At 51.4% G+C, this 15,488-nt stretch carries 8 protein-coding genes; 4 read left to right on the forward strand and 4 right to left on the reverse strand.

The window, feature by feature from the left end; genetic code table 11:
- The first annotated feature begins 199 nt into the window (after window positions 1-199).
- Window positions 200-4,033 carry an FG-GAP-like repeat-containing protein gene (locus GSQ81_RS14000; protein WP_158911315.1) on the forward strand — a complete coding sequence of 1,278 codons (3,834 nt, stop codon included), beginning with the start codon at window positions 200-202 and terminating at the stop codon, window positions 4,031-4,033.
- A gap of 199 nt (window positions 4,034-4,232) precedes the next feature.
- Complete coding sequence (locus GSQ81_RS14005) at window positions 4,233-5,909, forward strand: CRTAC1 family protein (RefSeq protein ID WP_254060195.1); 1,677 nt, start codon at window positions 4,233-4,235, stop codon at window positions 5,907-5,909.
- 61 nt (window positions 5,910-5,970) lie between these two features.
- On the opposite strand, the gene GSQ81_RS14010 is transcribed toward GSQ81_RS14005, so the two are convergent.
- Entirely contained in the window at window positions 5,971-7,614 is a 1,644-nt protein-coding gene (locus tag GSQ81_RS14010) for a tetratricopeptide repeat protein (protein ID WP_158911317.1), read from the reverse strand.
- A gap of 477 nt (window positions 7,615-8,091) precedes the next feature.
- Between GSQ81_RS14010 and GSQ81_RS14015 the strand changes: the two genes are divergently transcribed.
- The gene (locus tag GSQ81_RS14015) at window positions 8,092-11,385 is read left to right on the forward strand and encodes a carboxypeptidase regulatory-like domain-containing protein (RefSeq protein ID WP_371715345.1); all 3,294 of its coding nucleotides are present in this window, start codon (window positions 8,092-8,094) and stop codon (window positions 11,383-11,385) included.
- A 36-nt stretch (window positions 11,386-11,421) separates the two neighbouring features.
- Here GSQ81_RS14015 and GSQ81_RS14020 read toward each other — a convergent pair whose 3' ends face one another.
- Both GSQ81_RS14020 and GSQ81_RS14025 read right to left on the reverse strand, forming a co-directional pair.
- Window positions 11,422-13,320, reverse strand: a complete 1,899-nt coding sequence (locus tag GSQ81_RS14020) for a family 2A encapsulin nanocompartment cargo protein cysteine desulfurase (RefSeq protein WP_158911318.1) — start codon at window positions 13,318-13,320, stop codon at window positions 11,422-11,424.
- A complete protein-coding gene (locus GSQ81_RS14025; protein ID WP_158911319.1) occupies window positions 13,307-14,224 on the reverse strand; it encodes a family 2A encapsulin nanocompartment shell protein in 918 nt (305 codons plus the stop codon). Before GSQ81_RS14025 ends, GSQ81_RS14020 begins: the two co-directional genes overlap by 14 nt.
- Window positions 14,225-14,462: 238 nt before the next feature.
- On the opposite strand from GSQ81_RS14025, the gene GSQ81_RS14030 reads away from it, so the two are divergent.
- Window positions 14,463-14,966 (forward strand): Lrp/AsnC family transcriptional regulator, encoded by a 504-nt coding sequence (locus GSQ81_RS14030; RefSeq protein ID WP_158911320.1) that lies wholly within the window; start codon window positions 14,463-14,465, stop codon window positions 14,964-14,966.
- 257 nt (window positions 14,967-15,223) lie between these two features.
- Here the strand turns inward: GSQ81_RS14030 and GSQ81_RS20365 are convergent, their stop codons facing one another.
- The gene (locus GSQ81_RS20365) at window positions 15,224-15,286 is read right to left on the reverse strand and encodes a hypothetical protein (RefSeq protein ID WP_371715346.1); all 63 of its coding nucleotides are present in this window, start codon (window positions 15,284-15,286) and stop codon (window positions 15,224-15,226) included.
- Between the last annotated feature and the right edge of the window lie 202 nt (window positions 15,287-15,488).

The following is a 15,488-nucleotide window of genomic DNA, read 5'->3' on the forward strand; positions in this document are numbered from 1 at the left end:
ATAACAGAATCCATGTCAACTAAAAGATTTGATCCGGAATCAACCAAATGATTGACTGGTTCGCACGGTCGACTAAATTAGCCTATACATAGAGTTACAAGATTGAGGGCTAAAAGGTTCGAAGCAAACATGCAGGGGCAGATCAAGATAGGGTGATATTCTGCGGGCATCTTTCCTACTTCACTGCTCCCAGAAAATCATGCCTGATCGAAGCAATACAAAAACGCCACTCTCTCGGCGAGCACTACTTAAAAGCGCGGGCCTCGCTCCTCTGCTGCTCCGTGCTGCCCCTTTTTGGGGATCATCTTTTTTATTCGCGCCCCCTGATCCCTCCAACCCGCAATCCGTATTCCCTTTCACCGACGTTCGTTTCAAGCCTCATTACCCAACAAAGTCGCCGCTGACGAACGTTCTTAGCCTGGTAGCTCCAGGCTCGGATGAATATCCGACCGAGAAGTACGCCTTCGAGATTGGTTCGCTCCTCCAGCAGTGGAGCCAGTCACTTCGAGAGTCAATTCATAACCTTCCGAGCTTGTTGAAGCTACTGTCCCCGGCTATCAAAACTTCGCCTCTACATCCCGTCAAAGAGGTTTTACTGCGTTCGGGATACGGGATCGACGCAACAAAAAGACAGTTCAGTGGGGCATTGCCGTCCCACCCTGATCAATTTGTCCAGGAACTCCAAACGTGGCTCGGAGCAATCTCCAAGATTGAGGTTGCTGAATTTGAAATCTACGGGATCAAGGAGACGATCGGCGCACCTCTGACAGTCCAACTAGAGATTCGATACGATATTGTGGCAATTCGTAAAGATACTCAACGTGAGGAGCGGGTTGGGTCTTGGCAAACTGAATGGTCACGCAGCCAATCGAATGAATGGATAGCCCATGAGTGGGAGGCCAGCGAAGAGATCCTGAGCGTTGGGAACCGCACCGCATTTCTCGACGTGACTGCGAAAGCTCTTAGCGGTGTTGAGTCCTACAAAAGCCAAATGCTTCACGGAGCCGACTATTGGCGGACGATTCTCGACGGCGCTTGCGGCATCGACCTATACGGAAATAACGGTGTGGCTGCCGGCGATTACGACAACGATGGATTCGATGATTTATACATCTGCCAGCCCGCAGGATTGCCGAACCGGCTCTATCGGAACCGCGGCGACGGCACCTTTGAAGATGTGACGGAAAAGGCCGGAGTAGGTGCACTCGACAACACTGCATGTGCTCTGTTCGCGGATTTTGATAACAGAGGGCTTCAGGATCTCCTGGTAGTTTGCGGCAGCGGGCCCCTGCTCTTCCAAAACCAGGGTGATGGCACATTTTCGCTCAAGCGTGATGCTTTCAAGTTTACGAATCCCCCTCAGGGAACATTCACCCATGCCGCAATCGCTGACTACGATGGCGACGGACGCCTCGACGTCTACTTCTGCACCTACATGTATTATCTCGGTCTCGATCAGTATCACTACCCTGTTCCCTATTACGATGCGCGCAACGGGCCGCCAAACTATCTGCTGCATAATGAAGGAAATGGGCAGTTTGTAGAAAAGACAGAAGCTGCAGGGCTAAACGTAGACAATAACCGATACAGCTTTGCGTGTGCCTGGGGCGAGTCTCACTCGAACGGCCTGCCGGATTTATGTATCGCCAATGATTTTGGAAGCTCCCAGATATACCGCAATAACGGGAATGGGACATTTACCGTCGCCTCCAAAGAGGCGCACATCGAAGATGTCGGTGCCGGAATGAGCGCGTGTTGGTCCGATTTCAATAATGATGGCCGCCAGGATATTTACATCACAAGCATGTGGGAGGCGTCTGGCCAAAGGGTTTCCGAACAAGCACAATTTCACCAGGCGGCCCCACAAAGTATTCGCGCTCTCTATCAGCGACACGCACGAGGGAATGCTTTATATCGAAACCAGGGAGATGGAACTTTTCAAAACATCGGCCAGCAGGCTGGAGTAGCCATGGGCCGCTGGTCCTGGTCATCGGATTTTTGGGACTTCGACCATGATGGCTACTCCGATCTCTATGTGACGAACGGCTACATATCTGCGGTGGACCGAAGCGATATCGCAAGTTTCTTCTGGCGGCAGGTCGTGGCGAAATCGCCAGAGGACGCCACGCCTTCGCTGGCATACGAACATGGATGGAATGCCATCAATGAATTGATCCGGTCGGATAACTCATGGAACGCCTATGAAAGAAATGTGATGTTCGCGAACAATCGCGACGGAACGTTTTCAGAAGTCTCCGGCGTTGTAGGACTGGATTTCATCGAAGATAGCCGTTCCTTCGCTCTCGCCGACATCGACCATGACGGACGGCTGGAGGTCATCCTTAAAAATCGCAATGCACCTCAACTACGAATACTGCACAACGCAATGAGCGACATCGGCGACTCGATCACATTTCGGTTACGGGGGCACAAGAGCAACCGGGATGCGATCGGGGCCGCAATTACTGTTGAGACAGACTCTCTCACACAAACCAAATATTTACAGGCAGGCTCAGGGTTTCTTGGGCAACACTCCAAAGAGGTCTTCTTTGGGATCGGAAAACCAAAGGGACCGCTAAACGCAACTGTTCGCTGGCCGAGCGGCATCCTTCAGAAGTTTGAATCTTTGCCAGCAAACCATCGCATTGAAATTGAAGAAGGTAACAAGTCGTACGCGGCTAAAGCCTTTGTTGCAACACCTGAAGCATATACGCAAGTAAATCTACCATCGCCGTCGGAGTCACTTCCATCTCAAGTGGAGACGTGGCTGATCTCTCCGTTGAAAGCTCCCGAATTTTCATTGCCTGACTTGGCCGGGAATATGAGAGAGCTTCGACAACTACAGGGCAATTTCGTGCTGCTCAACTTCTGGGCGACGACATCTCCAATCTGTCGCGAGCAACTGCGATCTCTTCAGCAGCAACGGTCGAAGTTTGCAGCGAGCCGTCTGGGGATCGTTGCAGTAAATATTGACGAGACTACCAACATTCCATCCGCCCGCTCGATGGCGACAACAGAGAAGCTCTCCTTTCCTGTTCTCTTTGCCACAGAAGAAGTGGCATGCATCTACAACATCATCTATCGCTATCTCTTCGATCGTCGCCGGGATCTTGCAATTCCGACATCTTTCTTGCTGGACGCGAATGGCATGATCGTCAAAATTTATCAGGGTGCAATCGATCCTGAGCATGTACTGGAAGATGCAAGAACCGCACCGACAAATGCTGCAGAACGAAGTTCTCGTGCCATTCCTTTGAAGGGCGAGCTCTTTCAAGGATCGTTTCAGCGCAATGATTTTACTTATGGAGTGGCGCTCTTTCAGCATGGATATCTTGACCAGGCGGCGGAATCTTTCCAGCAGGTGATTGCCTCAAAGCCCGATGACCCTGAAGGGTATTACAACCTCGGCACTCTTAATTTGCGTAGAAACGATCTCTCGCAAGCACGCAGCTATCTTGATAAAGCTCTTAAATTGCGCCCGAATTATCCGGAGGCATGGAGCAACCTGGGAATGATCAACGCGCAGGAAGGACACGCCGCAGATGCCATCGAAAACTTTGAACGAGCGTTGCAGCTAAGGCCGGACTACGAAATCGCTCTGTTGAACCTGGGAAATATTTATCGGCGACAGAGGGCCTTCGGGAAAGCAGAGGAATACCTCACTCATGCTCTTAGGATCCAGCCCGATGATCCCGAAGGCAACTACAGCCTTGGGATGCTTTATGCGCAGCAGAGCCAACTTCCGACCGCAGCAGTTTATTTGCAAAAGGCTATTTTGATTCGGCCCGCATATCCCGAAGCTTTAAATAATCTCGGTATTATTTTTGTGCGATTGAAAGATTACGAAAAGGCTGAAGAGCAATTCAGGACTGGAGTACGGCTTGTTCCAGACAATGAGCAGTCATATCTCAATCTCGCACGTCTTTACACAATGGAAGATAAAAAAGAAAAAGCGAAACAGGCCTTGCAGGAGTTGCTGCTCGTGCAGCCGCAGAACTCGGAAGCAAAACAAGCTCTAGAGTTGTTGCGATAGTTATTTCCCAATAGATCGACACACAATGGCACACATCACTATCGGCCAAAAACTATCGCTATAATTGCACCCATCTATGATCTCTCCGCGACGGCGCTTTATCGGTTCTTCCCTCTTCTTACTTGGTGGCGCATTGACCGATGCACTGACCACTCCACTTTGGAGATGGAAGCATTCTCTGACCGTAGAAGCGGCTGCATTGGATTCGAAAACGTCAGAAGTTCAATTTGTGGATGTGGCCCAGCAGGCCGGGCTGACCGTTCCCAATGTATGGGGTGGTATAGAGCATAAACGATCGATCATTGAGACCAAAGGAAGCGGGTTGGCTTTCTTTGACTATGACAATGATGGGTGGCTTGATATTTACCTGACCAACGGAAATCGTCTCGACGCGACCTGGCCGCCCGGAAAAGCACCTACCTCGCAACTCTATAAGAACAATCGCGACGGTACGTTCACCGATGTTACCGGGAAGTCAGGACTGGGGATTACAGGGTGGCAGACTGGCGTCTGCGTGGGCGACTACGATAACGATGGATGGGATGATCTTTTTTGTTGTTTCCTTGGGCACAATATGCTTTTTCACAACAATGGGAATGGCACCTTCACGGACGTAGCTCGCAAGGCCGGTCTTTATCAGGAAAAAGGACGCTGGGGCGCTGGTTGTACTTTTCTTGACTATGACCGTGATGGCCACCTTGATTTATTCGTCTGCAACTACATCAAGCTGGACCTGGACCACATCCCTTCCGACAGTGCGACTCACTACTGCCAGTGGAAAGGCGTGCCCATTCTATGCGGGCCGCGCGGACTTCCCGGCGACACTAACATTCTTTATCACAACAACGGAGACGGGACTTTTACTGATGTCTCCGAGCAATCCGGGATTCTGAAACCTGGGCCACGCTATTCGATCACGCCCGTATCCTACGACTTCGACAACGATGGATGGCCAGATATTTATATTGCTGTAGATTCAGAAGCCAGCATTCTGTTCAAGAATAACCATGACGGCACATTTACCGATATCGCGGTAATGGCAGGTTGTGCCTACAACGCCGACGGACACGAGCAGGCTGGAATGGGCGTCGCAGTCGCTGACTATGATTGCGATGGATGGTTCGATATCTTCAAGACCAACTTTGTCGACGACACCTGTAATCTATACCACAACAACGGCGATGGGACCTTCACGGACGCGACCTCTCCTTCGGGCATTGGGGTCAACAATCGCTATGTGGCGTGGGGATGTGGCTTCATCGACTATGACAATGACGGTTGGCAGGACATCCTTCAGGTAAATGGGCATGTCTACCCTGAAGTCGATCGTTATAACCTGGGCGAACCATTTAAGAATCCGCGACTGGTTTATAAGAACCTTGGGAATGGGACCTTCAAGGATGTTTCCTCGGAGATGGGTCCCGGAATCAGCGAACGCTTTTCCAGCCGTGGCGCTGCATTCGGGGACTATAACAACAACGGGAATATGGATGCGCTTGTGCTAAATCTGAACGATCCACCATCCCTTCTGCGTAATGACGGAGGCAATAAGCAGAACTGGATCAAGATCAAGCTATTGGGAACTAAGTGCAATCGCACCGCCATAGGTGCGCGAGTACGAGTTATCACCGGCAAGCACATACAAATGGATGAAGTACACAGCGGTACCAGCGTGATGTCGCAAAGTGACTTGCGTCTCCACTTTGGCATCGGGAAAGCCGGCGCCGTAGACCTCGTCGAGGTGAAGTGGCCAACGACACAAAAGGTCGAACGATTTCCAAATGTTAAAGCGAATCAAATCATCACAATTCGCGAAGGGGATGGAATCGTAACATCCTTCAAACCAAAATTGACGCAAAAATCCACTGGAATATAGAAAGAACAGCCTGATACCGTTCAAGCCGAATAGTTTTATTCGTGGCTATCTTTAGGCTTATTCACTTTACTGCTGAAATTCCGGAATCTCCTGGTTGGACAATCAGGAACTGCTTAACCTCTCTCCGTTGCCTATCTACAGCTTCCGCCTGCTGTCGCTTAATCTGGTCGTGAAGCTGTAACTCCTGTTTGGCCTTTGACGACTGACCAGTCCGGTCGTAGGCCATTGCCAAGTGATAGTGAGCATCTACATTCTGAGGATTTGCTTCAATTGCTTTTTTATAGAAGTCGATCGCGCTCTGAAAAGAACGCTGCGAAGCAGAGATAATTCCGAGTTGAAGATAGGCCTCGCTGCATTTCGGGTCAATCGTCACAGCCTTCAGCAATAGAACTGAAGCCAGCTCTACTGCCTGTTTGTCGGGCGATTTCTCCTGCTGCTTCAAGATGGCCATTGCATAAAGATAGTTAGCAACTGAGTTCTCAGGCTCTTGCTGCACAAAGCGAGCTAGCTTTGGCTCGATGCAGACTAACGAATTTGGCGCCGCCATCTGGATCTTGCCCATGAAGATGTAAGGACTGGAATCACTTGGATTTAGATCGGAAGCAGCGCAAAGATGCAGTGCCGCCTCATCGTAGCGAGCACCAGCAAAGAGCGCAGTGCCTAGCGCTGTCTGCATTCTGGCGGATTTAGGATATGCATCTGCACCTCTGCGGAAAACTTCCTGCGCCTGCCAAACAGCACGATGGAGAAGTAACTCAGAACCCCATTCAAAATAATTCTGCTCGCTTGGGCTAAGCTTTACCGCTTGCTCATATTCGTGAACGGCCGACAGCGGATCACCCGATTTTTCATCCAATTCGCCCATCAATCGATACAGGCCGTCACTTTGATGATTCTCTAATAGTTCATGAATTCGCCCGTGAGCTTTCGAGAGATCACCACTCCCCACATACGCCAGTCCCAGGTCATACAGATTCCCCTCATTCTTTGAATCAATTCGATAGGCACTCTCCAACAAGGGGATAGCCTCCTGGTACTGCTTATTACTGAGGTAAAACTCCCCCATATGGAAATTTGTTTCGAAGCTGCCAGGAGCATTGGCGAGGGCCACTCGTAATTTACTTTCAGATTCCTCTTCTACCTTGGAGTCTGATGGAGCGCCTGCAGCGATATGACCTGCATCTTGCGGCTTGAGTGTGGCAGTATCACTGGCGAGAGACTCACTGGTTCGCAGGATCGAGTCCGATCCGTGCCCCCCTACAGCGGTCCAATCAGTAACTCCCGCAACAGTAAAGTTGGGCTGATCGGTGAACTCCATGGCCTGCGCTTCAGGTTGCGCCGATGGCTTGTCACTCAAAGCCAATCCTGGCTCCTGAAGCACAAGACGTATCTTTTCTATATTATTTTTGGACGGTACGAGTATTGTAAGGACTTGACTATGTAATCCTGATTTTTCTGCAGCAAGCTGATAACTGCCCGGCGCGATGGGCGAAAACTCGAAGGCACCACTTGCGTTCGTCTTCATCTCTAAATTGTCCGAGGCGCTCTTCTTCTCCAATGTAACGGCGGCGTCGCTCACCGGCTTTTCGTCGAAGCTGAGAACAATGCCTTTTATCGTCGAACCACCTGAGGGCATTGGGGATGCTTGTTGAGCAACCGCAGATGGAGATACCAGCAGCATGAGCGTTATGACAACCGACAGCACTCTGAGAAGTCCTCCGCAACCTTAGTTTGTAATAGGCATAGCTCGTAGAAATCTAACATGGTGAAGTCACAGTGGCAGCTCAGTGGAAAATATGTGCAGGTCTATCATTCATGGTCGTGAATGCTGCTGTCGCTTTGGCCGTCACGCCGCCAACTCGCCGCAAAGCAATCCCATTGTAAGGCCGCTACGTGCTTCGCGGTACAGATGGCATAAGTGTTACGGAGCAATCACCTCCCAGCGCGGAAAAGTTGCATTGTGGTCGCAACATGACGACATAACTGGTTAGAAGGTACAAGCGATCAGTAATATGGAGCAGCCAGATTATTTTCCGGGAGTGGAATGACGAAAACCTTCGCAAAAGATGCAGATGTCAAACGCATCCTCACACAGATTCCGATCAGACGGCTTTCTACAGGCCTCGCTTTGGCGCTCATCGTCCTTCTCCCGTCCTCAACGCGAATACTGGCACAAAATAATGTGGCAATCATTTGGAGGGGAGTACTACACAACGCTGCTGGTGCTCCAATACAAGGAGCATCAGTCCACCTCAAAGGGATGAGTAGAAGCATCGATGCCACCACTGGGAGCGATGGGCACTTTCAGTTGGAAGAAGTCCTGGCTGGATCGTATCAACTCTCGGTCGAGGTAAATCACCGTACTGTCCGAGATACTCGGCCAATCAACATATCCGACTCCGCGCTCATCGTCACCATTACGCTCTCGAGCCAGCAGGGCCTATCCGTCGATTCGTTGGCAGAACAACATGCTGGTACAGGTGGTGAAGCGCTTTCAAGTCAAGCGGTGAGCGAGCTCCCACTCAACAAGCGTGATTTTAGCCAGCTATTGCTACTGGCTGCCGGGACCATGACAGACACGAATGGTGCCACTAACTTTACGCAACAATTTGCCATCAACGGTCAGCGCGGCGTCGAGGCCGTCTTCGCAATGGATGGAGCGGATATTAGTGATCCCGAGATGGGCGGCTCTACATTCTCCAACTTTAATGTCGATGCGGTGCAGGAGATTCGATCAAGTTCCGGTTGGATGCCTGCGGAGATCGGCCGCGGCGGCGCAGGCTTCACAAATATCATCACCCGATCGGGCAGCAGTGGATTTCATGGCTCTGTATTTGAGTTTGTCAGAAATTCGGCATTCGATGCCCGCAACTACTTCGATCATGCTTCGGCTGAACATCCAGAACGGATACCGCCATTCCGCCGCAACGAATTCGGATTTACAAATGGCGGCCCGGTAAAAATACCCGGTATATATAACGGCCGGGGTAAGACATACTACTTTGGTCAGTATCAGGGCTTTCGCCAGGTCCTCGGAACCACCCAGGTCTTTCCCGTGCCGACAGCAGAGGAACGCATGGGAATAGATACAACAGCCTATCCCGGCGATACCTTGATTGTCCCCGTAGATCCCGGGATCGCCAAAGTTCTGGCGCGGTACCCGCTACCTAATCTTCCGACTGGTTCCTACGGGGTACACACGTATGCGACCTCCTCCAAGGTCGTCACCAATGCAGATCAGTTCTCCATTCGGCTGGATCACAATCTCTCTGAAAAAAACCATCTCTTAGTTCGGTTCAATTTCAACAACCTGACAGGACCCACTACGAATCCTGACCAAACCGCAATTGATCCTTCCTTTGGTGTGCAATACATCGACAGGCAGAGAAATATACTTGCGAACCTGACCCGTATGGTATCGCCACACTTTACGGTGGAATCATCCCTTAGCATCACCCGCAGCACACCTTCTTTCCCGACTCCGAATCGGACTGATCCGGCATTGAAATTTAGCGATGGCTCCTTTGAGGCTTTCAATTCGGCTGCCGGATCGGTAATGACTGCATTTGGCAATTTATTTCAGGCACAGCAAAATTTCGTCGTGACCGCCGCACGGCACACGTTTAAATTTGGTGGCGAGGTTCGGCTGAACCGAGATACGACATACTTTGGCACCAGTCCGAACGGCGAATACGACTTCGGTGGCGGTACAGCATATGCAAGGTCCGAAATCTCATCACAAAGTGGAACCCACGATATCCACGCCGGCGACCCTCTGCCAGATACCCTGACCGGCTTACTTTCGGGTAGCCCTTTTATCTACACCGTGGCTGTCGCACCGAGCTATTTCTCCAATGGCGAACATATTGGAGCAGCCGCGATCAATCGAAACGCTGGAGCAATTTACGTCCAGGACAGTTGGAAGCTGAGTGACCGCTTTCTTTTAGATTATGGCGTTCGCTGGGAGATCTATACACCCATCTCGGAGCGTGCAAAACGAACCGCAGGATTCTTGAATACCCCCAGCGCACAAGAGTATGTCATCAACCCGCAGCCAGGATACAAAGAGAAGCTTAATGGTTGGGGGCCGCGATTGCAGCTTACATGGCGTGCCTCCCGGCAATTGCAGTTTCATGCTGGCGGCGCGGTGACCGTCATACCGCCAAATATCTGGCAGGACAATTTTCTAACAGGCTCAACACCTTTTGCGGTCTATCCCAGATTGACCGCAGCCAAAGGAGCACCCGTTCCTTTTGGCTTCACAATTTCACCGTCGCAACTGCCACGAGCCTACACACCAGCCGGTGCAGACATCTTTGCCAGCGGTAATACAAAAGACGTAGCTCCCAATACGGTGATGGACATTAACCGATATCAGAAAGATGTAGCAGCGCTCACGCCAAGCCACGTCATCAGCCCTCTAGGCCTTAGTGGAATTGATAGATCCTTCGGCAATGGCACCTTGTATACCTGGACAGCCGGCTTAGAGAGAATGTTTGGAACCCTGACGGCGGATGTGAACTATGTTGGAACTGCAGGCGTAAAACTCCCGCGTACAAGCTTTCCAAACGCTTATCCCGGAGCAGATCCGGAATTCGCCCGCTACACGCAGTTCGACTCCTCCGGCAATGTTATTGGTGGATTTGGGCTCGAAAGCATCATCACTGCAACGGCACACTCTACCTATCACGCGCTTCAAGCTTCGCTCACAGGAAACGTAGGCCATCGGGGTCCCAGTCTTCAAGCCAGCTATACCTGGGGTAAAGCGCTCGACGATACAAGCTCGGTCTCAGGCGGCTTGGGAGCTACCGGTGCAGTGGCCCAGGCCTACGCGCAAAATCCCTTCGATACCCACTCCGAAAAAGGACCGGCTACCTTCGACATCGGACAGGCATTTACGTTGAGCGCAGTTCAGGATCTCCATGTCGAAGACTGGGGCTTTCTCACTAGCGCCAACCGTAAGGTAACCACCGGATGGCAGCTTCTGGGCATCTCAACCATCACGAGCGGATCACCGTTTACCGTCTATTCCGGAGTTCAGCAGACCGGCGCTGGTTCAAACGGCGCTGATCGCCCCGATCAAATCGCAAAACCACATCTGTCGACAGCGAGAAAGATTCGAGAAGACTACTTTGGAAAAGGCGCGAACAATGCTTCTTACTTCTCAATCCCAATCAATCTTCCTGATGGGACTGGCCCGAACAAAGGTAGGTTCGGTACCCTGGGGAGAAACACGTTTCGCGGTCCTGCCTTTTACAACTACGACTTCGCTCTTATTAAAGACACCCCGTTTGGCAGACGGAAGAGCGGCTCTGAGCTAGTCAACATACAATTTCGTTCGGAGTTCTTCAACCTTTTCAACATCGTAACGATGGGGCTTCCCGCAAACACGCTTGAAGGATCGGGCTTCGGTGTAATCAGCAAAACCGCTGGCAACTCGCGCCAGATTCAATTGTCGCTGAAGCTCATTTACTAAGCTCTAAAAACCACAGAGCAAGCCATATAAATGAACCTAACCATTAAGTTGCTTGAGACGCCGCAAGGCAGCGACGAGCGCGTCAATGTCGTCAAAGCTGTTGTAAAGTGCAAGCGATGGACGAACCGTCGTCTCTACCCCGAACCTACGCAGTGTGGGCTGCGCGCAATGGTGTCCTGAGCGCACAGCGATACCTTCACGATTCAGCGCTGCACCAACTTCCTCGGTGCGGAAACCATCAAGTACGAACGAGAGAACGCCAGCTTTTTCTTTCGCCGTGCCAATCAGACGCAGGCCGGGAATTGTCAGCAGTTCTTTTGTGGCATAGATCAGGAGTTCATGCTCGTAGTGCGCAATATTTGCCATGCCGATGCGATCGAGATAATCGATAGCAGCACCAAGTCCGACTGCATCGGCGATATTGCCCGTACCTGCTTCAAAGCGTGACGGGGGTGGTTGATAGATTGTCTTCTCAAAGGTGACGTCGACAATCATATTTCCTCCTCCTTGCCATGGAGGAGCTTCCGCTAATGCATCCGGCTTGCCGTAAAGAACACCGATGCCTGTCGGCGCGAAGACCTTGTGGCCGGAGAAGACATAGAAATCACAGTCGAGAGACTGCACATCAATGGGCATATGCGAAACTGCCTGCGCGCCATCCACCAGCACGCGCGCACCATATCGATGCGCCATCTGGACCATTTGATGCGCAGGCGTGATGGTGCCCAACGCATTGGAGACCTGCGTTATCGAAACGAGTCTGGTTCTGGGATTAAGCAGCTTCTCATATTCATCGAGCAGAATCTGACCGTCGTCGTCTACTGGAGCAACGCGCAGGCGCGCGCCCTTCTCAGCAGCCAACATTTGCCAGGGAACGATGTTGGCATGATGCTCTATCCAACTGATGACAATCTCGTCGTCCTTGCCGATGTGCCTCCGCCCCCAGCTCTGCGCCACCAGATTGATAGCCTCCGTCGCACCGCGAACGAAAACAATCTCCTTGCTGGAAGAAGCATTGAGAAAATGGGCAACCTTGGTACGCGCATCTTCATAGGCATCCGTAGCGCGTGCCGCAAGCTCATGGGCAGCGCGATGGATGTTCGAATTCTCGTGCTCGTAGAAATACGAGATGCGATCAATAACACTCTGCGGCTTTTGCGTCGTCGCCGCGTTATCCAGCCAGATGAGCGGATGACCGTTGACACGCTCCTGAAGAATTGGGAAGTCACGGCGTATGGAGGCAACGTCAAACTGCTGTCGCGGCAGATTCAAGTCCGGTAATGCAGCCAGACGAACATCTGAGGAGCGGCTTTGAGAAACCGGAAGTGGTTTAGAAAGCGCACCTGCATCCTGGAGAAAATAGAGCGATGTCGCTGAGTTAAGAGCAGTAGCTGCATCTTTCTCTGTCGGAAAAGCTGGCGATAATGGAATAGAAAAAAAGGCTGGATCCAAGGAAGGAAACATTGTGTCGAAAGCAGGCAGCGGCAACGAAAACGGAGACGGCTGAGCCTCCACAGAAGTACCACGCGCAGCAACCGGAGCGAGACCGGGCTCCGAAGCAAGATATCCGGCACCAGGCGAAGGAGCGGGAATGGAGGCTACCTCCTCACCTTGAGGCATAGAAGGCAAAAAAGCCGGAGATTCTATTGCTCCGGGAAACCTGTCCAGAACAGATGGCGATGGCATTGACGGAGCCGATCCTCCAAACTGTGGAAGTCGAGCCTCAAAATCCGGTGCCATCTGTGGCGCATTAAGAGAAGACTGCGCAATAACAGGTCCAAGCCCTTGCGAGGGCTGCGTGCGGAAAAACTCATTTGCCAGTTGCGTTAATAAAGTAACGTCGGGCAGCTCTCTGGATGCAATGCTGCCTTCCGGAGCGAGCATCTCCGCAGCCGGACGAAGACCGTCTATTCTATTTTGGTCACTTGTACTCATGGTAGTGTCCGACCTCAACGTTTTCGAGCACTCCTAACGCGTCCTCGGTAAGCACAGCCGCCGAGCAATAGAGAGAGACCAAATAAGAGGCAATCGAATTGCGATCGATTCCCATAAAACGAACTGACAGTCCAGGAGTCTGTTCACCCGGCAGTCCAGGCTGGAACAGACCAACGACGCCTTGCTTCTTCTCGCCTGTGCGCAGCAACAGGATATTGGTCTTTCCTGCTGCATCGATGCCTAATTTATCTGTTGGAACCAACGGGATACCGCGCCACGTCAGGAACGGCGAACCGAAAATTGTTGCAGTGGGGGGGGGTACCCCGCGCCGCGTGCACTCGCGACCAAAAGCAGCAATTGCACGGGGATGCGCTAGAAAGAAAGCTGGCTCCTTCCATACAACCGAAAGCAGCTCGTCGAGGTCGTCTGGAGTGGGTGCCGCCTTGCGTACCTTAACCTTGAAAGGCGATTTGACATTGTGCAGCAAACCGTAGTCCGCGTTATTGATCAGCTCGCTTTCCTGACGCTCCTTCACTTTTTCAACGGTGAGACGCAGCTGCTCACGAATTTGATCGTGAGGATGGCTGTAAAGATCGGAGACGCGTGTATGGACATCAACTACGGTCGATATCGCACTCAGCGTGTATTCGCGCGGCTTCTCAACATAGTCGACAAAAGTCTCGGGCAGTTTCCGTTCGTCGCGCGATCCGCAAGCAACTTCAATGTCTGCCTCATTCTTCACTTGGTTAACTCGGTAGGTGCCCGACTCTACCGGCACCCACGAGAGCAACTGCACAAGCCAACGAGGAGTTATAGCGGATAGCTGGGGGGGCGTCTTTGTCGTATTCGCTAATTGACGCGCTGCTGCATCACCTACGGAACGCCGATTCTCATTTGTGGCCATGGACTTAGCTCCTTTAATCTCAACTGCGCAGATGCTTTTATCGTGCCAGCGCAATCATCTTTGGCACTGCAATATTTGATTCCTCATCATAACCCTCGCCGTAAAGGACTTGAATGATGATTGTGCGGTATTTGTCAAAAATTATTCACTAATGAATGGCTTCATCAGACTTTCACCTTATATCCTAAGGACTCAGAGCATGTATTCGCTGAACGGCGGAAAGCACTAGAAGGAGTCTATGACCGGATTCGACGCACCATCCATTGATGACATCGATTGCGAGATTCTGGCAGAGCTTCAAACGAACGCACGCATTCCCTTTGCCGAGCTTGGCCGCCGAGTAGGCTTATCAACGCCGGCAGTGATTGAACGAGTCCGAAGACTAGAGGATAGCCATGTGATTATGGGCTATCGGGCGCTCGTGGATCCAGGCAAGGTCGGACTGCCTGTAAGGGCATTCGTCAAAGTGACCGTTGCTGGCGACAAGCTCACAAAGTTTGCTGCTCTGATTCGAAACTTGCCCGAAGTATTGGAGTGCCACCGGGTTACCGGCGCCGAATCTTTTATGGTGCAGGTAGCGGTGCGCGATGTAAGCCACATGGAGGAGGTTATCGATTCGATGATGCCTTATTTGGCAACAAATACTTCGATGATCCTGGCCTCTCCTGTGCCGTGGAACAAAGTTCTGCCGACGGTTCGCCACACCAAAAAGATACGGGCGCTAAAGCAGACGTCAAAATAACTCAGCGTGCATAGGTAGCATCATTATTTTTGCGACCGTCATGCCTGTGACCCGGATGAATATAAGACCTATCGCTTAACAAACGAAGGGGGGCATATTGGGAGCAAGTGCGCGCAAGCCATCAAACGTTGCGCGAGAGTTCTCCATGCCATAGACATCGCGAATTTCTGCATGAGTAGCTGTGCGGTTCATGAAACCGGGCTCGTCGATACTTTGAACTACATCTACGGGCATCGTTTAGTTGGCGAATCGAAGACCTACGGCTCGTTCATATCATTCCAAAATCCTTCAATGCCGGCGTGTTGAAAGTTACGGTACAGAGTCGCCCACCAGGGGGCGTTTGCTGACGGGTGAAGTCAGGAAAGACCCGGCACATCGAAGATGGAGGCGTCCTACTTCTGGTAAGCGCCATATATCCCTCACCGTTTTTCCAGTGGTTTCAACTCTGCCCTCCCAGTAAGGGTGTTATGCAAGATTTATTCACGAAAATAGCATATAAAAAGTAATATAAAGAAATAAACA

It is taken from the genome of Granulicella sp. L56 (genome assembly GCF_009765835.1).
In the GTDB taxonomy this organism is placed as follows: Bacteria; Acidobacteriota; Terriglobia; order Terriglobales; family Acidobacteriaceae; genus Edaphobacter.

Coding starts and splice junctions, on each gene's coding strand:
- GSQ81_RS14000 (WP_158911315.1), top strand. CDS start 200: ATGCCTGATCGAAGCAATACAAAAACGCCACTCTCTCGGCGAGCACTA.
- GSQ81_RS14030 (WP_158911320.1), top strand. CDS start 14,463: ATGACCGGATTCGACGCACCATCCATTGATGACATCGATTGCGAGATT.
- GSQ81_RS14020 (WP_158911318.1), bottom strand. CDS start 13,320: ATGAGTACAAGTGACCAAAATAGAATAGACGGTCTTCGTCCGGCTGCG.
- GSQ81_RS14025 (WP_158911319.1), bottom strand. CDS start 14,224: ATGGCCACAAATGAGAATCGGCGTTCCGTAGGTGATGCAGCAGCGCGT.